Origin of the sequence: Kitasatospora sp. NPDC091207 (genome assembly GCF_044768625.1) — a bacterium.
In the GTDB taxonomy this organism is placed as follows: Bacteria; Actinomycetota; Actinomycetes; order Streptomycetales; family Streptomycetaceae; genus Kitasatospora.
Genome location: NZ_JBIVVS010000036.1, coordinates 1 through 20,352, shown reverse-complemented (window position 1 = coordinate 20,352; position 20,352 = coordinate 1). Strand labels below are relative to the sequence as shown.

Sequence of the window (20,352 nt, the reverse complement as noted above, 5' to 3'; positions counted from 1 at the left end):
GGGTCGAGTGAGGGTGGCGGCACGGGTTCGGTGGATGGGCCCACGGGCGCGCCGGCCTCCGGAATCGCACCGGATCATAACCCCGACTGGAGTTTCAGTCAGGTCCGCCCTCCGGGGTGACGACCGGGACAGGCCTCCCGGTAGGATGATCCATCGTGGCTGACCGTCGAACCTTGATCATGGAAGCGGCCGCGCGGGTCATCGCCCGGCGCGGTGTCCGCGGGCTGCGGGTGGAGGAGCTGGCCTCCGAGGCCGGCGTGTCCACCGCGCTGATCTACTACCACTTCAAGGACCGCGCCGGGATCCTCCGCGCGACCCTGGAGTTCATCAACGACCGGGCCGGTCGCTACACGACCGAGCGCGCGCCGGACGCGCCGCCGCTGGACGACCGGGGCGAGCTGGAGCAGACGCTGCTGCTGGAACTCCAGGACACCCCCGAGGTGCGGGAGAACAGCACGGCCTGGGGCGAGCTGCGGGCGAGCGCGGTGTTCGACCCGGACCTGCGGGAGGACCTGGCCCGGGCGACCCTGGTCTGGGTGCAGGAGGTCGCCGAGCTGCTGGGCAAGGTGCGGCCGATGAACGGGGCCGCCGCGCTGGCCAGTTCCGCCGAGCGGCTGACCGCGCTCATGGAGGGGCTGAGCGTCCGGTGGCTCAGCGGCAGCCTGCCGGTGGAGCACGCCCGCGACCTCATGACCGGCGCGATCGACATCGAGCTGGAGCGGCTGCGCCGCTGACGCGCCGCGGCGCGGTTCGGCCCCGGGTCACCCGCGACCCGGGGCCGTTCGCGTCCTGACTCCGGCCGGGCCGGTCCGGCCCCCGGTGGCGACGACCGTCCGTCCGGGTTCGGCCCGGGTGTGTGCGGGGGCGCGGCTCCGGACTCGACGGGGCCGGCTCGCGAGGCGAATGTTGACTGAAATTTCAGTCAATGCGAGAGTGGAGCCGCGGCGCCGGGGAGGACGGTTCGGGGCGTCCACGGCAAGGCCGCCGGTCACCTGGTGGGCGATACTTGATTCTGGAGATCCTCATGAGCGACACCCGAGGTGATGACCGCTCCCTGTTCGGCCGGCTCTTCGGAGCCCAGCCCCCGCGCGGGCCGGTTCCGCACGCCGGGCGGTCCGACGACGGCGAGGCCGGGCTCCCGCAGTGGTGGGTGGACCGCGATGACGTCCCGCACGCCCGCACCTGGATGTCCTGGCCGTCCCGCAAGTCCGTCTGGGGCCGGCAGCTGGCCGGTGTCCAGCAGGACATCGCGCTGATCGCGCGGACGATCGCCCGCTTCGAGCCGGTGGTGCTGTGCGCCCCGGACGACTACAGCGTCCGGGAGGCCCAGGGTCTGTGCGGCCCGGCCGTCACCGTGACCGGGGCCGTCCCCACCGACGACCTCTGGATGCGGGACATCGCCCCGGTGTTCCGGCGCGACGGCCACGGGCGGCTCGACGCCGTCGGGCTCAACTTCAACGGCTGGGGCAACAAGCAGACCCACCGGGACGACGCCGACGCCGCCCGCGGCATCGCCGCCATGCTCGGGCTCCCCTTCTCGTACGCGGAGTTCGTCGGCGAGGGCGGCTCGGTCGAGACGGACGGCGACGGCACCCTGCTGGCCACCGAGAGCAGCCTGGTGAACAAGAACCGCAACCGGGGCATGAGCCGGGACGAGATCGAGGAGGCCGTGCTGGAGGTGTACGGCGCGGACCGGATGATCTGGGTCCCCGGGATCAAGGGCAAGGACATCACCGACGACCACATCGACGTCACCTCCCGGTTCGTCCGGCCCGGCGTCGTCCTGGTGCAACTGCCCCCGGAGGACCGCGACGACGTCTGGGCCCGGGACGCCCGCGAGCAGTTCGACATCCTCTCCCGGGCCACCGACGCCAGGGGCCGCCGGCTGCGGGTGATCCGGGTGGACGGCCCCGACACCGTCCGCTCGCGCGACCCGAAGTTCGTCGACTCGTACCTCAACTTCCACGTCGTCAACGGCGCCGTGATCGCGACCCAGTTCGGTGACGTGGCCAAGGACGACGCCGCCCGGCGCACGCTCGCGGAGGCCTTTCCCGGGCGCGAGGTCGTCCAGCTCGACGTCGACCGCCTGATGGCCGGGGGCGGCGGCATCCACTGCTCCACGATGCAGGAACCGCTTCCGTAGCACCCGTTCCCGACTCCCGCCCGCGGGGCGACGCCGGGGCCTCCCGCCCACCCGTCCGCGCGGTCCGCCACCCTCATCCAGCCGGAGTTCCCCATGTCCCAGACCTCCCTCCCGTCGACCCCTTGCCGCAGCGCCCCGTCCCGCCGCACGATGCTGCGCGCCGCGGCCGGCGCGGGCCTGCTGACCCTCGGTGCCGCGGCCTGCGCGCCCTCGGACGGCGCGGACCCGTCGGACCTCGCGGGCTCCGGCGAGCCGCCGGCGCCGGCGGCGTCCGTGCCGCCCGCGCCGCCCGCCGCGGGCGGGGCGGAGGCGACGCCCGGCCGCAGGTTCGGCGCGGAGTGGGACAGCCACGCCCGCACGTTCATGTCCTGGCCGGCGTCCACCGGCATCTGGGCCGACCAACTCCCGGACGTCCGCGCGGACATCGCCCGCCTGGCGCGTGCCGTCGGCGGCTACGAGCCGGTGGTGATGTTCGCCCGCCCCGGGCAGGTGGACGCGGCGCAGAACGCCTGCGGCAAGGACGTCGAGGTCGTCGCGCTGCCGGTGGACGACCTGTGGGCCCGGGACACCGTGCCGGTCTTCGTCGAGGAGGGCGGCACCGTGAAGGGCGTCGACCTCAACTTCAGCGGCTGGGGCGACAAGCAGAAGGAGCACGCGAACGACACGGCGCTGGCCGCCGCCCTGCTCGGCAGGTACGGGATGGAACGGGTCCGCACGCCGGTGGTCGCGGAGGGCGGCTCCTTCGAGACCGACGGGCAGGGGACGCTGATGGTCACCGAGAGCTCGGTGGTCAACCAGCGCCGCAACCCGGGCAAGAGCCGGGACGAGATCGAGGCCGAGCTCAAGAAGGCCCTCGGCGTGACGAAGGTGATCTGGTTCGCCGGCGTGCGCGACCAGGACATCACCGACGCGCACGTGGACTGCCTGGTGCGCTTCGCGGCCCCCGGGGTCGTCCTGCTGGACCAGCCGTTCCCCGGCGCGCCCGCCGACGTCTGGTCGCGCTCCGCCGCGCAGGCGCGCGAGGTGCTCAAGGGCGCCACCGACGCCCACGGCAAGCCGCTGCGGGTGATCGACCTGCCGCAGCCCGACCCGGACCGGATCACCGGGCGCGGCGACGCCTTCGTCTCCTCGTACATCAACTTCTACGTCGCCAACAAGTCGCTGTTCCTGCCGCGCTTCGGCGACGCCAAGGCCGACGACCGGGCCCAGCAGATCCTGCGCGACCACTTCCCCGGCCGCGACATCGTCCCGGTGAAGATCGACAACATCGCCTCCGGCGGCGGTGGGATCCACTGCTCCACCCACGACCAGCCCGGCAGGCCGGACGCCGGCTGATCCCCGATGCCCCGGCGAGCCGCCGTGACCGACGCTCAGGCGTCCTTCGCGGCGGCTTCGTTCGGATGGGGCCGGGGCCCGTTCCGGCCGCGTCCGCGTCCCTGGCCGGGCCGCGGCGCGGCCGCGGGGGAGAGCGGCGGGGGAGAGCGGCGGGGCGGCGGGGGAGGAGTACGGGGAGCCTCCTCGCCCGACCGGCATGGCGGTCCGTCTCAGCGGAAGGCCGGCCGGCAGTCCGCGAGCTCCGCGTCGACCGCCTCGCCGAGCAGTCTGCGGGCGTGGTCGAGCGGCAGTGAGCCGCTCAGCCAGCGGATGCTGAGCCCCTCCAGCAGGGCCGTGAGGCGCTCGGCGGACGCGGCGTGGGCGGGCGCGGTGCCGGTGGGGTGGACGCGGCCGAGCAGTTCGGCGATCTCGTGCACCCAGGTGTGGGTGGCTCGGGCGAGGTCGTCGCGCAGGCTCGACTCGAAGACCGCGCTCGCTCGCAACTCGCCCCAGGCGGTGCTGTTCTCGCGCACCTCGGCGGAGTTCTGGAGCTCCAGCAGCAGGGCCTGCTCCAGCTCGGCCCGCGGGCCCCGGGCGGTGTCGTCGGGGTCGGGCTCGGCGGTGTAGCGGTCGGCCCGCTCGCCGATGAACGCCAGGGTCTCGCGAAGGATTCCGGCGCGGTCGGTGAAGTGGTAGTAGATCAGCGCGGTCGAGACGCCGGCCTCGGTCGCCAGCTCCCCCACCCGCAGCCCGCGTACCCCGCGCCGCGCGATCACGCGGGTGGCGGCTCTGACGATCTCTGTTCGACGGTCTGACACGGGTGCTCACTCTACTCGCAGGGGCCGGCTTCCGGGGCCGAATCCTGATCGTATCTTCAGGATGCGGGTCACGGGGGGTGCTGCGCCCCCGGAGCGGGTCCCGGGCTGTGCGGCGATTCGGTGCGTCCGCGCACGGAGCCGCACTGTCGGGCCTGCTGCGAACTGGGTGCAAGTGCTGTGCGTCGAAATATTGACTGAACTTTCAGTTCGGTCCAGGATGTGGTCACCCCTCACCTCCCGATCCCTCCAGGGAGCCCCATGAACACCCCCTCCTCCACCCGCCGCGGCCTGCTGAAGTTCGGCGCGGCGGCGCTGCCCCTGGCGGCCCTCGGTGTCGCGCTCCCGGCGAGCGCCCGCGCCGCCACCGCGCCGCCGGCCGGATCCGTGCTGCGGATGCCGGCGGAGACCGACCGGCACACCCGGACCTTCATGGCCTGGCCCGCGCTGTTCTCGGTCTGGCAGAACAAGCTGTCCGCCGTCCGCCGGAACATCGCCGACCTCGCCCACGAGATCTCCCGGTTCGAACCGGTGGTGGTCCTGGCCCGCCCCGGACAGGCCGCCGACGCCCGGTACTCCTGCGGCTCCGGCGCCTACTTCCCGATCGAGGTCCTGGAGGTCGCCAACGACGACCTGTGGATCCGCGACTTCGGGCCCACCTTCGTCGTGGCACCCGGTGGGATCGCCGGTGTCGACACCAACTTCAACGGCTGGGGCAAGACCGGCACGGACTACTCCCAGCCGTTCGCCAACGACGCCGCGGCGGCCGCCACCCTCCTGCGCGGCTACGGCGTCGACCGGATCCAGGCCCCGTTCGTCGGCGAGGGCGGCTCGCTGGAGACCGACGGCCAGGGCACCCTGCTGGCCACCGTCAGCTCGCTGGTCAACCCGAACCGCAACCCGGGCATGTCCCAGCAGGACGTCGAGCAGGCCCTGCGGACCTCGCTGGGGATCGACAAGGTCATCTGGGTCCCCGGCCTGGCCGGGCAGGACATCACCGACTGCCACATCGACTGCCTGGCCCGCTTCACCGCCCCCGGCCAGGTCCTGCTGGACCAGCCCGGCCCGGGCGTCGACCCCCGGTGGGTCGCCGTCTACGAGGAGGCCAAGCGGGTGCTGCGGAACGCCACCGACGCCCGGGGCCGGCGCCTGCGGGTCACCGAACTCCCCGGGCCGGACCGCACCGCGATCCGCGGCCGGGGCAAGGACTTCCTCTCCAGCTACACCAACTACTACACCGTCAACGGCGCCGTCCTCGTCCCGCAGTTCGGCGACGGCTACGCCGACGGCGTCGCCTACGCGATCCTCCAGGCCACGTACCCCGACCGCAGGATCGTCCAGGTCGACATCGACGCCGTCGCGAGCGGCGGAGGCGGCATCCACTGCTCCACGCAGTCCCAGCCGGCCGTGCCCGACACCCTCTGAGGCACCCCGCGCCCCGCGCCCGGGGCGCCACCCGGGCCCCGGCGGGGGCCACCACCCCGGCTGCCGCCCCGGCACCCACCCACCGACCGAACGTTCGAGCAGAGAAGAGTTCCATCGTGAGTTTCCGTATGCCCGCCGAGTGGACCGAGCACGAGGGCTGTCTGATGGCCTGGCCCACCAGGGCCGAGCTCTGGGGCGACGCCCTGGACGAGGCGCGGCGGGAGTACGCCGGCGTCGCCCGGGCGATCTCCGCGTTCGAGCCGGTGACGATGGTCGCCTGCCCCGGCCAGGGCGAGGAGGCGCGGGCCCTGTGCGGTGCGGGCGTCGAGGTGGTGGAACTGCCCATCGACGACTCCTGGTTCCGCGACTCGGGGCCGATCTTCGTGCTCGGCCCCGAGGGCGAGCGGGCCGGCGTGGACTTCCGCTTCAACGCCTGGGGCGGCAAGCACCACCCCTTCGACACCGACGACCGGATCGCCGGCGCCCTGCTGGAGCGCCTCGGCGTCGAGCGGATCGACTCCCGGATGATCCTGGAGGGCGGGGCGATCACCGTCGACGGCGAGGGCACCCTGATCACCACCGAGCAGTGCCTGCTCCACCCCAACCGCAACCCGGGCATGAGCAAGGCGGAGATCGAGGCCGAGCTGGTGGCCAAGCTCGGTGTCAGCACGGTGATCTGGCTGCCCCACGGCGGTCTGCTGGACACCGAGACCGACGGCCACGTCGACGGCGTCTGCGCCTTCGTGGCCCCCGGCAAGGTGATCGTCCAGCTCCCGGGCGACCCCGGCCACCCCGACTACGACCGGATGCGCGAGAACCGGGCCGTCCTGGAGGCCGCCGTCGACGCCAAGGGCCGCAAGCTGGAGATCATCGACCTGCCGCAGAGCGCCTTCGTCGACGTCGAGGGCAAGGACACCGAGGTCGGGTACCTCAACTTCTACATCGCCAACGGCGGCGTCGTCGTCCCGGTCGCCGACGTCCCCCAGGACGAGGACGTCCTCGCCGTGATCGCCGCCGCCCTGCCCGGCCGCGAGGTCGTCGGGGTGCGCTCCCGGGTGATCGCCTACGGCGGCGGCGGCGTGCACTGCATCACCCAGCAGGTGCCGGCGGCCCGCCCGGCCGGCTGAGCCGCCCGCGCACTCCCGCGTCACCGGACCGGCGGGCCCGCACCCCACCCGCGCGCGGGCCCGCCGGTCCGGCACCCCCTCGCCACCCCCGTCCCGCACGGAAGAGAGCCACCCTCATGCCAGACCCCCAGGACAGGCCCGGGAGCAGCAGAACCCCGCGCCGCCGATCCGCCTTCCCGGTCGCGGCGCTGGCCGCCGCCACCTTCGCCACCTTCACGCTCGCCACCGCCTGCGCCGGCCCGCCGAAGGACGGCGGCGCCGACGGCGCGACGGCCTACCGGCTATCGGCCGGCACCCCGCCCGCCCAGGGCGGTCTGGACTCCTTCACCTGGGCCGTCTACGCCGAGCCGCCCACGCTGGACTACATCTCCGCCTTCGACTACCCGCAGAACACCGTGCTCTCCAACGTCTGCGAGAGCCTGATGCGGTGGACCCCGCAGCTCACCCTGGCCCCCGGGCTCGCGGAGAAGGCCACCAGCCCCGACCCGACCACCTGGGTCTACGACCTGCGCCCGAACGTGCGCTTCCACGACGGCAACGTGATGACCGCCGACGACGTGGTGTACAGCCTCGGCCGGCAGATGAACCCCGACAACGCGGCCGCCTGGGCCCAGCAGTTCCAGAACGTCAGCACCGTCACCAAGACCGGACCGCTCCAGGTCACCGTCAAACTCACCCAGCCCGACTCGCAGTTCAACCAGTACATGGCCACCGCCGCGGGCGTGGTCGCCTCGAAGGCGGGGATCGAGGCGGCGGGCAAGGACTACGGGACCGGCGGCGGCCTCGCGTGCACCGGGCCGTTCGAACTCGGCACCTGGACCAAGGGCCAGTCGATCGAGCTCCAGCGCTTCGACGGCTACTGGGGGACCAGGGCGAAGTCGGCCAAGGCCGTCTTCCGCTTCCTCACCGACCCCTCGGCCCGCGTCAACGCCCTGCTCAGCGGCGAGGCCGACGGCGGCTACCTGATCCCCACCGAGAGCTACGAGCGGCTGCGCACCGGCGGCAGCGGCACGCTCTACTTCGGCGAGGGCCTCAGCACCGTCAACGTCAACGTCACCTCCATGCAGGGCGTGCTCGGCGACGTCCGGGTCCGCGAGGCTCTCTCGCTCGCCCTGGACCGCTCGGGCTTCGTCCGCACCGGTCTCGGCGGGGCCGGCAGCGTCACCGGCTCGCTGACCACCCGCGCCGCCTGGGCGGCCGCCCCCGAGCACCTGCGCGCCGAGGCGTTCGAGGGGCTGACCCCGACCACGCCCGACCTCGACCGGGCCAAGGCGCTGATCAAGGAGGCCGGCGCCACCGGGAAGACCCTCACCGTCGCCACCAGCCCGATCGGCCAGGACGTCTCCCTGCTCGCGACCGCCGTCCAGGCCGCCGGCGCGAAGATCGGTCTGGACGTCCGGCTGAAGACCATCGCCCCCAACGCCTTCACCGCGCTGTTCACCGACCCGAAGGCCCGCGAGGGCATCGACCTGTTCCCGGAGACGTACTACGACTCCATCACCGACCCGCTGGACCTGCTGGCCAACTTCCGGACCGGCGCCTACCAGAACTTCGCCTCCTACAGCGACCCCGGTTACGACGACCTGGTCGCGAAGGCCGCGGCCGCCACCGACCCCACCGAGCGCTTCACCCTGGCGGCCCAGCTCCAGAAGGCCGCCTCCGAGAAGCTGCTCTGGATACCCGTCGCCGAGTGGCCGACCGCGGTGTTCCTCAACAAGAGGATCACCGGCGCGCCCACCACCATCTCCTACCTCTACTACCCGTGGGCGGCCGATGTGGGGGCGGCCCGGTGAGTTTCCTGAGATTCGCCGCCCGGCGGCTGGCCGAGCTGGCCGCCACCCTGGCCGGCGCCTCGTTCGTGATCTTCGGGGCGATGTACCTGGCCCCCGGCAGCCCGGCGAGCTTCCTGCTCGCCGGCCGCTCGGCCTCCCCGGAGGCCCTGCGGGCGGTCAACGCCCAGTACCACCTGGACGACCCGTTCCTGCTGCAGTACCTGCGGTGGGCCGGGCAGATCCTGCACGGCGACTTCGGCCGCTCGATCACCTACCGCACCGACGTCTCCCGGCTGCTCGCCGACCGGCTGCCCGCCACCCTGCTGCTGGTCGCGATGGCGCTGGTCCTGGTGCTCGCCCTCGGCCTGCTGCTCGGCTGGATCGGCGCCGTCCGCGGCGGCGGCGCCGACTCGACCATCCTGGTCACCACCACCGTCGCCGTCGGCACCCCGTCCTTCGTCGCCGCCGTCCTGCTGCAGGGCCTCTTCGCGGTGAGGCTGGGCTGGTTCCCGTCCGGCGGCACCGGTGACGGACTCGGCTCGATGCTCTGGCACCTCACCCTGCCCGCCCTCGCCCTGGCGTTCTACCTGATCGGCATGCTCGCCCGGGTCACCCGCGCGGCGATGGTCGAGGTCCTCGGCCACGAGCACGTGACCGTGGCCCGCAGCCGGGGCGTCACCGAGCACCACGTGATCCGCCGGCACGTCTTCCGCAACGCCCTGGGCACCGTGCTCACCACCGGCGGCCTGATCGTCTCCACGCTGCTGGTCTGCACCGTGCTGGTGGAGACCGCGTTCAGCGTCGGCGGCATCGGCCAGCTCCTCGAACTGTCCACCACCACCAAGGACTTCCCCACCGTGCAGGCCATCTCCCTGATCATGGTCGGGCTGTTCATGGCGGTGAACCTGGTCGTCGACCTGCTGCACCCGCTGGTCGACCCCCGGGTCACCCTCGGAGCGGGAAAGGCCACCGGATGACCGCCACCCTGCTGCGCCGGCCCGGCCTCGGCCGGCTGCGCACCGCCCGCGCGCCGCTGTACCTGCTCTGTCTCGGCTTCGTCGCCCTGGTCGTGCTGTCCGCCGTCCTCGCGCCGTGGCTCGCCCCCGCCGACCCGAACGCCGTCGACCTCGGCAACGCGCTCGCCGGACCCTCCGCCGACCACCTGCTGGGCGTCGACGCCTCCGGGCGGGACACCCTCTCCCGCCTGGTCACCGGCGCGCGGACCTCCCTGCTCGGACCCCTCGGGGTGGTGGCCTTCTCCACCCTGGCCGGGGTCGCCGTCGGCACCACCGCCGCCTGGCGGGGCGGCTGGCTGGACTCCGTCCTCTCGCGCGGCACCGAGCTGATCTTCGCCTTCCCGGGGATGCTGCTGGCGATCCTGATCGTCTCCGTCCACGGCGAGGGACTGCTCGCCCCGGTCATCGCCCTCGCCATCGCCTACCTCCCCTACGTCAGCCGCCTCACCCGCTCCCTCGTCCTCGCCGAACGCGCCCGCCCCTACGTGGAGGCGTACCAGGTCCAGGGCCACTCCGGCCTGCAGATCTGCCTGCGCCACCTGATCCCCGGCATCGCCCCGGTCGTCCTCGCGCAGGCCACCATCAACTTCGGCTACGCGCTGATCGACCTGGCCGGCCTCTCCTTCCTCGGGCTCGGCGTCCCCGCGCTCACCCCCGACTGGGGCCGGATGGTCTTCGACGGCCAGTCCGCCGTCCAGCACGGCTACCCGCTGTCGGCGATCCTGCCCTGCGTCGCGATCGTGCTGACGGTCGTCGCCTTCAACGTCGTCGGCGAACGCCGGGCCGACCAGGTCGCCAGGAGGGACCGATGACCACCCTCGACATCCGGGGCTACCGCCTGCGCCTGCCGAACACCGCCCGGCCCGTCCTCGCCGGCGTCGACCTCACCGTCGACGCCCGCGAGACCGTCGCCCTCGTCGGGGAGTCCGGCTCCGGCAAGAGCCTCACCTCCCGCAGCGTCCTCGGCCTGCTCCCCGACGGCGCCGCCACCGAGGGCACCGTGCGGGTCAACGGTGACGACGTCCTCACCATGACGCCCGAGCAGGTGCGCCGGCTGCGCACCGGCACCGCCGCGATGATCTTCCAGGACCCGCGGGCCGCCATCAACCCGCTGCGCCGCCTCGGCGACTTCCTCACCGAGAGCGTGCGCCTCAGCGGCCGGCTCCCGGCCGGGGCCGCGACCGAACGGGCCACCGAGATGCTGGACGCGGTCGGCCTGCCCGCCGCCGTCCTGGACCGCTACCCGGGACAGGTGTCCGGCGGCATGCTCCAACGGGTCATGATCGCGGCCGCCCTGATGGGCGACCCCGCGCTGCTCCTCGCCGACGAGCCCACCACCGCCCTGGACGTCACCTCCCAGGCCGAGGTGGTCGCGCTCCTGGGCGACCTCCAGGAACGCTTCGGCACCGGCCTGCTCTTCGTCACCCACGATCTGGGGCTCGCCGCCGCCATCAGCGACCGCGTTTACGTGATGTACGCCGGCCGGATCGTCGAGACCGGCCCCGCCGAGGCCCTGTTCGACCGGCCCCGGCACCCCTACACGACCGCGCTGCTCGCCTCGACGCCGCGCCTGGACGCCCCCCGGGGCAGGCTCGCCGCCATCGAGGGCCGGCCGCCGAGCCTGCGCGACGAGCTGACCGGGTGCCCGTTCGCGCCGCGCTGCCCGCTCGCGACGGAGCTGTGCGCCCGGGAGGTCCCCGAGCTGCTGCCGGTCGGCGCCGGGCCGGCCCGTCGCACCGCCTGCCACCACAGCGACCGGACGGGGGAGGGGAGCGCCGATGCGTAGCCCGGACCTGGGGGCCGCGGCCCGTTCGAGAGGAGTGCCGCCGATGCGCCGGACCGTCCTGGAGGCGGTCGGCCTGCACCGCGCCTACGGCAGCGTGCAGGCCGTCGACAACGTCTCGTTCACCCTGGCGGAGGGCGGCTCGCTGGGCATCGTCGGCGAGTCCGGCTCCGGCAAGACGACCACCGCCCGGATCGTCGTCGGACTGGAACGGTCCGACTCCGGCCGGGTCCTGGTCCACCGCCGGGACCGCACCGAGCACCGGCGCGGCCGGGCCCACCGGCTCGCGCGGGCCCGCGAGGTCCAGATGGTCTTCCAGGACCCGTACCTGTCCCTGGACCCGCGCACCACCGTCGGCGCCGTGCTGCGGGAGACCCTGCGGCTGCACTTCCCCGACCGGGACCACGCCGGCCGGATCGCCGAACTCCTGGAGCAGGTCGGCCTCGGTGAACGGGAGGCCGGCGCCCTGCCCCGGCAGCTCTCCGGCGGCCAGCGCCAGCGCGTCGCGATCGCCCGGGCGCTGGCGGTCGAGCCGGCCGTCCTGGTCCTGGACGAGGCGGTGGCCGCGCTCGACGTGTCCGTCCAGGCCCAGATCCTCAACCTGCTCGCCGACATCCGGGAGGAGACCGGGATCGGCTACCTGTTCATCACCCACGACCTCGGCGTCGTACGGTCCGTGACCGACGAGGTCATCGTGATGCGGCACGGGAAGGTCGTCGAGTCCGGCCGGACCGCCGAGGTCCTGGCCCGGCCCCGGCACCCCTACACCCGGCTGCTGCTGGACTCCGTGCCCAGGCCGGGCTGGGACCCGCGGTCCATCGCGGCCGCCCGCCGCGCCCTGTAGCGGCGGGGCCCCGTACCCGGGTCCGGATCGTCGACGCCCCCACGGCGGCGGTCCGGACCCGTTCCGCTCGTCCCCCGGTGACACCTCGCCCGCTCTGCTTCGCCCGCTTCGCCCGATCGGCGGCGCGCGGGCTCACCGGTGCGCCCCCCGGTCGCCTCTACTGTCGGGTATCGCCCATTTCGGGGCGCATCCGGATGAACAAGGGGAGCCGCTGTGAGACATCCCTTCCTGTCCCGCCGGGCCGTGCTGCGTTCGGGGGCGGCCGCCGCCGCGCTCGCGGTGCTGGAGGGCTGTGGCTCCGACGCCGCGTCGTCCGGCGGGTCCGAACCGTCCTCGGCGGGCGCGAGCGGGGGCGGGAGTGCGGGCGCGAGCGGAACGGCCACGCCGGCCCCGGCCTCGTACGCGATGCCGGCCGAGTCGCGTCCCCACACCAGGACCTTCATGGCCTGGCCGGCCCTCGAAGAGGTGTGGGGCGGTCAACTGCCGGCCGTCCGCCAGGACATCGCGCACGTGGCGCAGGCCGTGGCCCGCTTCGAGCCGGTGGTGCTGATGGCCCGCCCGGACCAGAGCGCCCAGGCCCGGCAACTGTGCGGCTCGACCGTGGAGGTGATCGACCTCCCGGTGGACGACCTGTGGGCCCGCGACACCGGCCCGACCTTCGTCACCGGGCCGGGCGGCCTGGCCGGCGTCGACCTCAACTTCAACGGCTGGGGGAACAAGCAGACCCACGCCGAGGACAGCCAGGTCGCGCGCCGACTCCTCGACCACTACGGCATCCGGCGCGTCCAGGCGCCGATCACCGGCGAGGGCGGCGGGATCGAGGTCGACGGCGAGGGCACCCTGATGGCCACCGAGAGTTCCTGGGTCAACGAGAACCGCAACCCCGGGAAGAGCCGCGACCAGATCGAGGCCGCGATGAAGGAGCTGTTCGGCGTCCGGAAGGTGATCTGGTTCGCCGGCGTGGCCGGGCAGGACATCACCGACTGCCACATCGACGCCCTGGCCAGGTTCGCCGAGCCCGGCGTGGTCGTCATCCACCGGCCCGGCCCGGACACCCCGCCGGACATCTGGTCCCGCGCCTCCGACCAGGCCCTGGAGGTGCTCCACGCGACCACCGACGCGACGGGGCGGACGTTGCGGATCGTTGATCTCACCGAGCCCGACCTCAGCGCCCTCCCGGACCCGGGCAAGGACTTCCTGGCCACCTATCTCAACTACTACGTGGTCAACGGCGCCGTCATCATGCCCCGGTTCGGCGACCAGGCCTCCGACGACCGCGCGGCGGGCGTCCTCGCCGACCTCCACCCGGGGCGCGAGATCGTACCGGTGAGCATCAACGCCATCGCCGCCGGCGGCGGGGGCATCCACTGCTCCACCCAGCAGCAGCCCGAGGCCGCCGGGGCGTCCTCCTCGCCGGGGGCGTCCTGATGCCACGGCGGGCGTTACGCGGTGCCGGCGGCGAGTCCGAGGACGAGCGCCCGCATCACCGGCGCGGAGTCGATCCGCGCGCCCAGGGACTGGAACGCGGCCAGCCCGTCCGTCCCGGCCGCCGCCGCCTCGCCCAGTGGCACGGGGTCGAACCCGCCGCCGCGCTCGTCCGCCAGGACCTGGAACAGCGCGACGAAGCACGCCCGCCACCGTCGGTACTCCGCCTCCAGGCTCTCCCGCACCCGCTCGTCGCCGGCGGCGAACCAGTGCAGGGCGGAGTGCAGCCGGGACAGGTCGCCGGCCTCCGGCTGGGCCAGCATCTCGACGACCCGCTCGGCCCGTTCGGCGAAGGTCCCCGGGCCGGCGACCGCCTCCTCCAGCGGGGTGATCCACTCCGGCCTGATGCTCTCCACCACCGCGACGATCAGGTCCGTGCGGTTCTGGAAGTGGTAGTGGCACATGCCGTGGGTCACCCCGCCGAGAGCGGCCACGTTGCGGGTGGTGAAGGGGACCGAGCCGTCCCCGGCGAGCAGGTCGCGCGCGGCGGCGAGCAGGCGCGCCCGGGTCTGCTCGCCCTTCGCCGAGGCGCGCGGGCGCTTGGCGCCGGTCGCCGGTCCCCTGGTCGCCGGGCCCCCGGGGGGCGGGTCGACGGGGTGCGGATCCTCAGCGCGCGTAGCCATCCGGAAACTCTAGCGAGCCCGTGCCGGTGGCGGCGGGGGCCGGTCGGTCGGGCCGGCTCTGCCAAAACTCTTGACCGAGCGCTTGGTCAGTTTTACCGTCATGGCCATCACGTGGAAGCACCACGGACAGTCAGAAGAGGAGGCCGAGAGATGAACGGTCACAGCGAACCGCCCGTCTCGTCCGGCAGAGGGCCGGCCGCGTTGGGTCGACGGAACTTCCTGGTGGCGGCCGGGCTGGTCACGGCGGGCACCGCCCTGGCGGCCAACGGCCGTGCCGCCGCAGCCGCCCCGGCCGCCCCGGTCGGACGCGCCGCGGCCGCCGGCACCTTCGCCGTCCCGATCGACACGGTCACCCACACCCGGACCTGGATGGCCTGGCCGGACGACCCCGCCATCTGGACCGGCCGCAGGGGCGGCCGCCGGGGTGGCACCACGCCTTCCCTCGCCCAGATCCAGGCCAACATCGCGCTCGTCGTCAACACCATCGCCACGTACGAGCCGGTCTACCTGTGCGCCAACCCGGCCGCGGCCGCCGCCGCCCGGCGGGCCTGCCCCGGCGGCAACGTCACCGTGCTCACCACCATCCCGGTCAACGACTGCTGGATGCGCGACTCCGGCCCGGTGTTCCGCACCGACGGACTCGGCGGCCTGGACGCGATCGGCCTCAACTTCAACGGCTGGGGCGGCAACCAGACCTCCACCAACGACGGCAAGGTGGCCGCCCGGGTCGCCGCCCACGTCGGGGTGCCGTTCACCGCGGCCGCCCTGGTCGGCGAGGGCGGCGCGATCGAGGCCGACGGCGCGGGCACCCTGATGGCCACCAGGAGCAGCATCCTCGTCTCCAACCGCAACCCGGGCATGTCGCAGACCCAGGCCGAGAACGCGATGAAGGCCGCGTACGGCGCCTCCAAGGTCATCTGGTTCACCGGTGTCGCCGGCCAGGACATCACCGGCGACCACGTCGACGCCACCTCGCGCTTCCTGGCCCCGGGCAAGGGCCTGGTCCAGCAGCCGAACGCCACCGACGACCCGTCGGACGTCTGGACCAAGGACGAGATCAACCAGTACAACGTGCTGTCCTCGGCGACCGACGCCCGCGGCGTCCGGATCCAGGCCACCAAGCTCGGCGGCCCCGACTACTACACGATCCGGCAGAGCGATCCCGCTTTCGTCGGCTCCTACGCCAACTACTACGTCTGCAACGGCGCGGTGATCGCCGCCCAGTTCGGCGACTCCCGGGCGGACGCCGCGGCGAAGGCGAAGCTCCAGTCGCTCTTCCCCGGCCGGGTCGTCGAGCAGCTGAACATCGACTACATCGGCCTCGGCGGCGGTGGCATCCACTGCGTCACCCAGCCGCAACCCGTCCCGTAGGGCCGGGCGCGCCAACCCCGGCCCCGGGTGCCGGTACCGGGGCCGGACCTAGCGGTCCGAACGGGGTCCGGGGCCGACCGCCGCCGGCCGGCCGGGAGCCGTCGGCGCGGTGCCGTCCGGCCGGATCCGGTCCGCCGCGTCGGGCCGGATCCGGCCGCCGAACGCCCGGGCGGCGGCGGCCGCCAGGAGCGCGACGGTGCCGCCCAGCAGCATGACGGTGGTGGTCGACCCGTGGTCCACCACCGCGCCGCCCGCCAGCGAGCCGAGCGCGATGGTGGCCTGGAACGACGAGGTGAACACCACCCCGGCCGCCTCCGGGGCGTGCGGCGCCGCGGCGAGGAACCAGGTCAGCGAGCAGACCGGGACGGCGCCGTACGCCACGCCCCAGAGCACCAGCACCGCCGCGGCGCCCGGACCGGAGGTGCCCACGAGCGGCAGCAGCAGCGTCGCGGCGCCGAGCAGCCCGGCCGCGGTGGCGAGCGCCGGACCGGGCGTCCGCGCCGCCCGCCCGCCGGCCAGGACGTTGCCGAGCAGACCGGCGGCGCCGAAGGCGAGCAGCAGCCAGGTGATCCGTCCCGGTCCGACCCGGGTGACCTCCGCCAGGAAGGGGGTGACATAGGTGTAGCTGCCGAAGTGGGCGAGCACGACCAGGAAGGTCACCACGAGGCCGGTACGGGTGCCCCGGCCGGTGAGCAGCGCGCGCAGCACGCCGGCGCCGGTCCCGGTCCGCGGGGGGAGCGGCGGCAGCGAGGCGAGGAGCGCGACCAGCACCAGGACGGTCAGCGCGGTCATCGCGGCGAAGGCCGCGCGCCAGCCGGCGACGGAGCCCAGGAAGACGCCGGCCGGTACGCCGAGGACGGAGCCCAGCGGGACGGCGGAGAAGATCACGGTGTTCGCCCGGGCCTGCCGGGCCGGCGGGACGAGGCGCGGCGCGAGCCCCGAACCGATCGACCAGAAGGCCCCGATGACCACGCCGAGCGCGATCCGGGCCACCAGCAGGGCCCAGTAGGCGGGGGCGAGCGCGGTGAGCAGGTCCGCGAGCGCCAGGACCACCAGCAGGCCGCAGAGCATGGTGCGCCGGTCGGCCCGCCTGGTCGCCACCGTGACCACGGGCGCGGCCACCGCGGCCACCAGGCCGGGCAGCGTCATCATCAGCCCGGCCGTGCCGTCGGAGATCCGGAAGGAGGCGCCGATCGGGGTGAGCAGTCCGATCGGCAGGATCTCGGTGGTGACGATGGCGAACACACCGGTGGTCACGGCGAGCACGGCGGGCAGGCCGCCGGTCCGGCCGCGAGGTGGCGGGGTGCCGCCGCCGGGCGGGCGCGGGGCGGGGCGGTCGTTCTCGGGCATGCCGGTGGTCCTGTCCGTGGGTGGAGCGGGTTCGGCTCCAAGTCCACCAGTGCGCGGGGGTGTTGGACTGGCGTGAATCCGACCTGAACGTTCGGCCGGACCGGATTCCGGCACCCGGGCCCTGCACGGATACCTCTCACTGAGAGCTAAACTGGAGACATGACCGCGGACGCCCCGAGCACGTCGGACACCGCGCTGGGCGACGAGTTCTCCACCCTCCTCGTCGGCATCCAGCGCCTGGTACGACGACGGCTGCGGGAGGGCCTGACCGAGCCCCGGCTGCGCGGCGCGCAGGTCGAACTGCTGCGCCTGGTCGCGGACTCCCCGGGGCTGCGCGTCTCGGACGCGGCCGGGGAACTCTGCCTGGCCGGCAACTCGGTCTCCACGCTGGTCAACCAGCTGGTCGCGCTGGGCCTGTTGCGCCGCGAGGTGGATCCGGCCGACCGCCGGGCCGCCCTGCTGTACACCACCGGCGAGGCCGTGGAACGGCTCGCGGCCTGGCGGGCCCGGCGGACGGCCCTGGTCGGCGAGGTGGTGGCGGAGCTGTCCGCCGGGGACCGCGCGGCGCTGGCCGCCGCCCTGCCCGCGCTGCGCGGCGTCGCCACCGGCCTGCGCGACGGCCGGCCGGAGGAGAGCGGCGCTCCCCGGGCGGAGCGACCGGCCGGGGAACGGGGGGCGGAGCGATGACGCCGGGGGAGACCGACGCGGTGGTCTGCCGCGCGCTGGAGTACACCTTCCACCGGGCCGGCGGGCGGGGGAAGGGGAAGGGCGGCGGGACGAAGGCCGTCGACGGGGTCGACCTGACGGTGCGCGCCGGCGAGGTGTTCGGCCTGCTCGGGCCCAACGGCGCGGGCAAGACCACCACGATCCGGGCGATCACCACCCTGCTCCCGACGGCCGCCGGGATGGTCCGGGTCTTCGGCCACGACGCGGCCCGGCAGCGGACGGACGTCCGCCGACTGCTGGGCTACGTGCCACAGCAGCTCTCCGCCGACGCGGGGCTGACCGGGCGGGAGAACGTCGAACTGTTCGCCCGGGTCTTCGACGTGCCGAGGTCCGAGCGCTCCGAACGGGTCGCCCAGGCGCTGGCCGCCGTCGACCTCACCGAGGCCGCCGACCGGATGGCCGGCACCTTCTCCGGCGGCATGGTCCGCCGGCTGGAGCTCGCTCAGGCCCTGGTCAGCGCCCCCCGGCTGCTCGTCCTGGACGAGCCCACGATCGGCCTCGACCCGATCGCCCGCGCCGGTGTCTGGGAGCGCGTCGACGCCATCCGCCGGGCCACCGGCATGACCGTGCTGGTCACCACTCACTACATGGACGAGGCCGAGCGGCACTGCGACCGGATCGCCCTGATGGACCGCGGCCGGATCCGCGCGCTCGGTACGCCGGCGGAGCTGAAGGAGCAGGTCCGGGAGCAGGACCCGCAGCAGCCCGACCCGAGCCTGGACGACGTGTTCCGCCACTTCTCGGGCCGGGGCCTGTCCCGTGGCGAGGCCGCGGAAGGAGACTTCAACGATGTCCGCCGAACCCGCCGCACGGCCGGCCGTGTCGGCTGAACCGGCCGGCCGCGCCGCGGCCGCCGACCTGCCCGACCTCGGCCTGTTGCTGGTGCCCCCGCGGGCCCGCACCGGCTGGCGCGTGGTCCCGGCCCGGGTGACCGCGATGTGCGTGGTCGAACTGCAGAAGCTGCGCCACGACCGCACCGAGCTGTACACCCGGGCGGTCCAGCCTGCGCTCTGGCTGCTGGTCTTCGGTGAGACCTTCACCCGGCTGAAGGCGATCCCGACCGGCGGGATCCCCTACCTCGACTTCCTGGCCCCCGGGATCATCGCCCAGTCCGCGATGTTCATCGCGATCTTCTACGGCATCATGATCATCTGGGAGCGGGACTCCGGCGTGCTCACCAAGCTGCTGGTCACCCCGACCCCGCGCGCCGCGCTGGTGACCGGGAAGGCCTTCGCCGCCGGGGTCAAGGCGGTGCTGCAGGCCGCCGTGGTGGTGGTGCTCGCGGCGCTGCTCGGCGTCGGCATGACCTGGAACCCGCTGCGGCTGCTCGGCGTCGTGGTGGCGGTGATGCTCGGATCGGCCTTCTTCGCCTGCCTGTCGACGGCCATCGCCGGCATCGTGCTCACCCGGGACCGGCTGATGGGCATCGGCCAGGCGATCACCATGCCGCTCTTCTTCGCCTCGAACGCCCTCTACCCGGTCGACCTGATGCCCGGCTGGCTGCAGGCGGTCAGCAAGGCCAACCCGCTCAGCTACCAGGTCGACGCGCTGCGCGGTCTGCTGATCGGCACCCCCGCGCACCTCCCGCTGGACTTCGGGGTGCTGGCGCTGGCGACGGTGCTCGGTATCGCGGCGGCCTCCGCGCTCCTGGGCCGGCTCGCGCGGTAGGCGTCAGATCCGTTCGGCCGACCACTGGGGGTCACGACCGGTGAGGGCCAGCAGCTGTTCCTGGGTGCCGGCGCCGGGAGCCACGCCGCGTGCCGGGTCGAACTGGCCGCTGCCGGTCAGGTCGCGGTAGCCCCGGAACTCCGCGAACGCGTACCGCGCGGCCTCCTGCGGCAGCCGGCCGCTCTCGCCGAGCGCCCGGGCGAGGTCCCAGCTGTGCACGACCGTCTCGGCGGTCAACTCCCGCGCGAACCCGCCCAGATCGCGGACCCCGTACGGCAGGTGCACCAGGAGGTCGGGGGCACCCGGCTGGTTCAGCGCGCGGACGGCGCTGTCGACGGCCGTCGTCCACACGCCGACGGGGTTGCGGCCCAGGACGTCGCCCGCGAAGCGCCGGCCGATCTGTTCCGGGGTGTAGCCGGCCACGGCCTGGCAGACCCACAGGTGCTGGGCGGCGAGGTGGTTGACCAGCGTGCGGACATCCCATGCGCGGCAGGGTGTGGGCGCCGACCAGCGGTCCTCGGGAGCGGCTCGCACCAGCCGGGACACCTCCGCCGCGGCGGCCGCGTAGCAGCGGCGGACCTCGGCGTGGAACCCGGAGGGGTGGGGACATTCCATCGCCGGGCCTCCTTTTCCTGCCCTGGTCCCTCCCAGTAAACCGCTACGGGGCGTGACAGGCCAGGGTTTCGGCCCCGGCTTCGTCGTGCGGGTGCGTTCGCTTGTGTGCGGGGGTATGGCGACGCCGCTGTCCCCGGGTGGGGGTGCAGCGGCGTGGTCGTGGTGGTGCTGGGGGCTGTGGTTACTTGGTGAGGCCGGCCTTGACGGAGCAGACGGGCCAGGCGCCGGGGCCCTGGGCGGCGAGGACCTTTTCGCCGATGGCGATCTGCTGGGCC

Annotated in this window: 19 protein-coding genes; 15 read left to right on the top strand and 4 right to left on the bottom strand. The window is 74.0% G+C overall.

What is annotated here, in order from left to right; translation table 11 throughout:
- Positions 1-179: 179 nt before the first annotated feature.
- The 3 genes from ACIQTO_RS35215 to ACIQTO_RS35205 all read left to right on the top strand — a co-directional run bounded on the left by ACIQTO_RS35215 (position 180) and on the right by ACIQTO_RS35205 (position 3,478).
- Complete coding sequence (locus ACIQTO_RS35215; protein ID WP_402397044.1) at positions 180-734, top strand: TetR/AcrR family transcriptional regulator; 555 nt, start codon at positions 180-182, stop codon at positions 732-734.
- A 290-nt stretch (positions 735-1,024) separates the two neighbouring features.
- Positions 1,025-2,143 carry an agmatine/peptidylarginine deiminase gene (locus tag ACIQTO_RS35210; RefSeq protein ID WP_402397009.1) on the top strand — a complete coding sequence of 373 codons (1,119 nt, stop codon included), beginning with the start codon at positions 1,025-1,027 and terminating at the stop codon, positions 2,141-2,143.
- Between the two features lie 93 nt (positions 2,144-2,236).
- Positions 2,237-3,478: an agmatine/peptidylarginine deiminase gene (locus ACIQTO_RS35205; protein WP_402397006.1), complete on the top strand. Its 1,242-nt coding sequence runs from the start codon at positions 2,237-2,239 to the stop codon at positions 3,476-3,478.
- Positions 3,479-3,687: 209 nt separating this feature from the next.
- Here ACIQTO_RS35205 and ACIQTO_RS35200 read toward each other — a convergent pair whose 3' ends face one another.
- Positions 3,688-4,275, bottom strand: a complete 588-nt coding sequence (locus tag ACIQTO_RS35200) for a TetR/AcrR family transcriptional regulator (protein WP_402397003.1) — start codon at positions 4,273-4,275, stop codon at positions 3,688-3,690.
- Positions 4,276-4,533: 258 nt separating this feature from the next.
- On the opposite strand from ACIQTO_RS35200, the gene ACIQTO_RS35195 reads away from it, so the two are divergent.
- The 8 genes from ACIQTO_RS35195 (at position 4,534) to ACIQTO_RS35160 (ending at position 13,667) form a co-directional block, all read left to right on the top strand.
- A complete protein-coding gene (locus ACIQTO_RS35195) occupies positions 4,534-5,697 on the top strand; it encodes an agmatine deiminase family protein (RefSeq protein ID WP_402397000.1) in 1,164 nt (387 codons plus the stop codon).
- A 116-nt stretch (positions 5,698-5,813) separates the two neighbouring features.
- Positions 5,814-6,824, top strand: a complete 1,011-nt coding sequence (locus tag ACIQTO_RS35190; protein ID WP_402396997.1) for an agmatine/peptidylarginine deiminase — start codon at positions 5,814-5,816, stop codon at positions 6,822-6,824.
- A gap of 116 nt (positions 6,825-6,940) precedes the next feature.
- Complete coding sequence (locus ACIQTO_RS35185; RefSeq protein WP_402396994.1) at positions 6,941-8,617, top strand: ABC transporter substrate-binding protein; 1,677 nt, start codon at positions 6,941-6,943, stop codon at positions 8,615-8,617.
- The gene (locus ACIQTO_RS35180; RefSeq protein ID WP_402396991.1) at positions 8,614-9,573 is read left to right on the top strand and encodes an ABC transporter permease; all 960 of its coding nucleotides are present in this window, start codon (positions 8,614-8,616) and stop codon (positions 9,571-9,573) included. The genes ACIQTO_RS35185 and ACIQTO_RS35180 overlap by 4 nt, the downstream gene beginning before the upstream one ends.
- Positions 9,570-10,424: an ABC transporter permease gene (locus tag ACIQTO_RS35175; protein WP_402396988.1), complete on the top strand. Its 855-nt coding sequence runs from the start codon at positions 9,570-9,572 to the stop codon at positions 10,422-10,424. Before ACIQTO_RS35180 ends, ACIQTO_RS35175 begins: the two co-directional genes overlap by 4 nt.
- A complete protein-coding gene (locus ACIQTO_RS35170; RefSeq protein ID WP_402396986.1) occupies positions 10,421-11,398 on the top strand; it encodes an ABC transporter ATP-binding protein in 978 nt (325 codons plus the stop codon). Before ACIQTO_RS35175 ends, ACIQTO_RS35170 begins: the two co-directional genes overlap by 4 nt.
- 43 nt (positions 11,399-11,441) lie before the next feature.
- On the top strand, positions 11,442-12,239 hold the full coding sequence (locus ACIQTO_RS35165) for an ABC transporter ATP-binding protein (protein ID WP_402396983.1): 798 nt from the start codon (positions 11,442-11,444) through the stop codon (positions 12,237-12,239).
- Between the two features lie 213 nt (positions 12,240-12,452).
- The gene (locus ACIQTO_RS35160; protein ID WP_402396980.1) at positions 12,453-13,667 is read left to right on the top strand and encodes an agmatine deiminase family protein; all 1,215 of its coding nucleotides are present in this window, start codon (positions 12,453-12,455) and stop codon (positions 13,665-13,667) included.
- Positions 13,668-13,681: 14 nt separating this feature from the next.
- Here the strand turns inward: ACIQTO_RS35160 and ACIQTO_RS35155 are convergent, their stop codons facing one another.
- Complete coding sequence (locus tag ACIQTO_RS35155) at positions 13,682-14,347, bottom strand: TetR/AcrR family transcriptional regulator (protein ID WP_402396977.1); 666 nt, start codon at positions 14,345-14,347, stop codon at positions 13,682-13,684.
- Between the two features lie 150 nt (positions 14,348-14,497).
- On the opposite strand from ACIQTO_RS35155, the gene ACIQTO_RS35150 reads away from it, so the two are divergent.
- A complete protein-coding gene (locus ACIQTO_RS35150; protein WP_402396974.1) occupies positions 14,498-15,718 on the top strand; it encodes an agmatine/peptidylarginine deiminase in 1,221 nt (406 codons plus the stop codon).
- 48 nt (positions 15,719-15,766) lie between these two features.
- Here the strand turns inward: ACIQTO_RS35150 and ACIQTO_RS35145 are convergent, their stop codons facing one another.
- The gene (locus tag ACIQTO_RS35145; RefSeq protein ID WP_402396972.1) at positions 15,767-17,068 is read right to left on the bottom strand and encodes an MFS transporter; all 1,302 of its coding nucleotides are present in this window, start codon (positions 17,066-17,068) and stop codon (positions 15,767-15,769) included.
- 159 nt (positions 17,069-17,227) lie between these two features.
- On the opposite strand from ACIQTO_RS35145, the gene ACIQTO_RS35140 reads away from it, so the two are divergent.
- The 3 genes from ACIQTO_RS35140 to ACIQTO_RS35130 are packed head-to-tail and all read left to right on the top strand — an operon-like array spanning position 17,228 to position 19,462.
- Entirely contained in the window at positions 17,228-17,755 is a 528-nt protein-coding gene (locus ACIQTO_RS35140) for a MarR family winged helix-turn-helix transcriptional regulator (protein ID WP_402396969.1), read from the top strand.
- Entirely contained in the window at positions 17,752-18,624 is an 873-nt protein-coding gene (locus tag ACIQTO_RS35135; protein ID WP_402396966.1) for an ATP-binding cassette domain-containing protein, read from the top strand. The genes ACIQTO_RS35140 and ACIQTO_RS35135 overlap by 4 nt, the downstream gene beginning before the upstream one ends.
- A complete protein-coding gene (locus ACIQTO_RS35130) occupies positions 18,584-19,462 on the top strand; it encodes an ABC transporter permease (RefSeq protein ID WP_402396963.1) in 879 nt (292 codons plus the stop codon). The genes ACIQTO_RS35135 and ACIQTO_RS35130 overlap by 41 nt, the downstream gene beginning before the upstream one ends.
- A gap of 3 nt (positions 19,463-19,465) precedes the next feature.
- On the opposite strand, the gene ACIQTO_RS35125 is transcribed toward ACIQTO_RS35130, so the two are convergent.
- Positions 19,466-20,077 (bottom strand): TIGR03086 family metal-binding protein, encoded by a 612-nt coding sequence (locus ACIQTO_RS35125; protein WP_402396960.1) that lies wholly within the window; start codon positions 20,075-20,077, stop codon positions 19,466-19,468.
- Positions 20,078-20,352 lie beyond the last annotated feature (275 nt).

Excerpts from the sequence above, each read along its gene's own strand:
- ACIQTO_RS35165 (WP_402396983.1), top strand. The coding sequence starts at position 11,442 with ATGCGCCGGACCGTCCTGGAGGCGGTCGGCCTGCACCGCGCCTACGGC.
- ACIQTO_RS35155 (WP_402396977.1), bottom strand. The coding sequence starts at position 14,347 with ATGGCTACGCGCGCTGAGGATCCGCACCCCGTCGACCCGCCCCCCGGG.
- ACIQTO_RS35205 (WP_402397006.1), top strand. The coding sequence starts at position 2,237 with ATGTCCCAGACCTCCCTCCCGTCGACCCCTTGCCGCAGCGCCCCGTCC.
- ACIQTO_RS35195 (WP_402397000.1), top strand. The coding sequence starts at position 4,534 with ATGAACACCCCCTCCTCCACCCGCCGCGGCCTGCTGAAGTTCGGCGCG.
- ACIQTO_RS35175 (WP_402396988.1), top strand. The coding sequence starts at position 9,570 with ATGACCGCCACCCTGCTGCGCCGGCCCGGCCTCGGCCGGCTGCGCACC.
- ACIQTO_RS35210 (WP_402397009.1), top strand. The coding sequence starts at position 1,025 with ATGAGCGACACCCGAGGTGATGACCGCTCCCTGTTCGGCCGGCTCTTC.
- ACIQTO_RS35215 (WP_402397044.1), top strand. The coding sequence starts at position 180 with ATGGAAGCGGCCGCGCGGGTCATCGCCCGGCGCGGTGTCCGCGGGCTG.
- ACIQTO_RS35140 (WP_402396969.1), top strand. The coding sequence starts at position 17,228 with ATGACCGCGGACGCCCCGAGCACGTCGGACACCGCGCTGGGCGACGAG.
- ACIQTO_RS35185 (WP_402396994.1), top strand. The coding sequence starts at position 6,941 with ATGCCAGACCCCCAGGACAGGCCCGGGAGCAGCAGAACCCCGCGCCGC.
- ACIQTO_RS35130 (WP_402396963.1), top strand. The coding sequence starts at position 18,584 with ATGTCCGCCGAACCCGCCGCACGGCCGGCCGTGTCGGCTGAACCGGCC.
- ACIQTO_RS35150 (WP_402396974.1), top strand. The coding sequence starts at position 14,498 with ATGAACGGTCACAGCGAACCGCCCGTCTCGTCCGGCAGAGGGCCGGCC.
- ACIQTO_RS35170 (WP_402396986.1), top strand. The coding sequence starts at position 10,421 with ATGACCACCCTCGACATCCGGGGCTACCGCCTGCGCCTGCCGAACACC.
- ACIQTO_RS35125 (WP_402396960.1), bottom strand. The coding sequence starts at position 20,077 with ATGGAATGTCCCCACCCCTCCGGGTTCCACGCCGAGGTCCGCCGCTGC.
- ACIQTO_RS35145 (WP_402396972.1), bottom strand. The coding sequence starts at position 17,068 with ATGCCCGAGAACGACCGCCCCGCCCCGCGCCCGCCCGGCGGCGGCACC.
- ACIQTO_RS35135 (WP_402396966.1), top strand. The coding sequence starts at position 17,752 with ATGACGCCGGGGGAGACCGACGCGGTGGTCTGCCGCGCGCTGGAGTAC.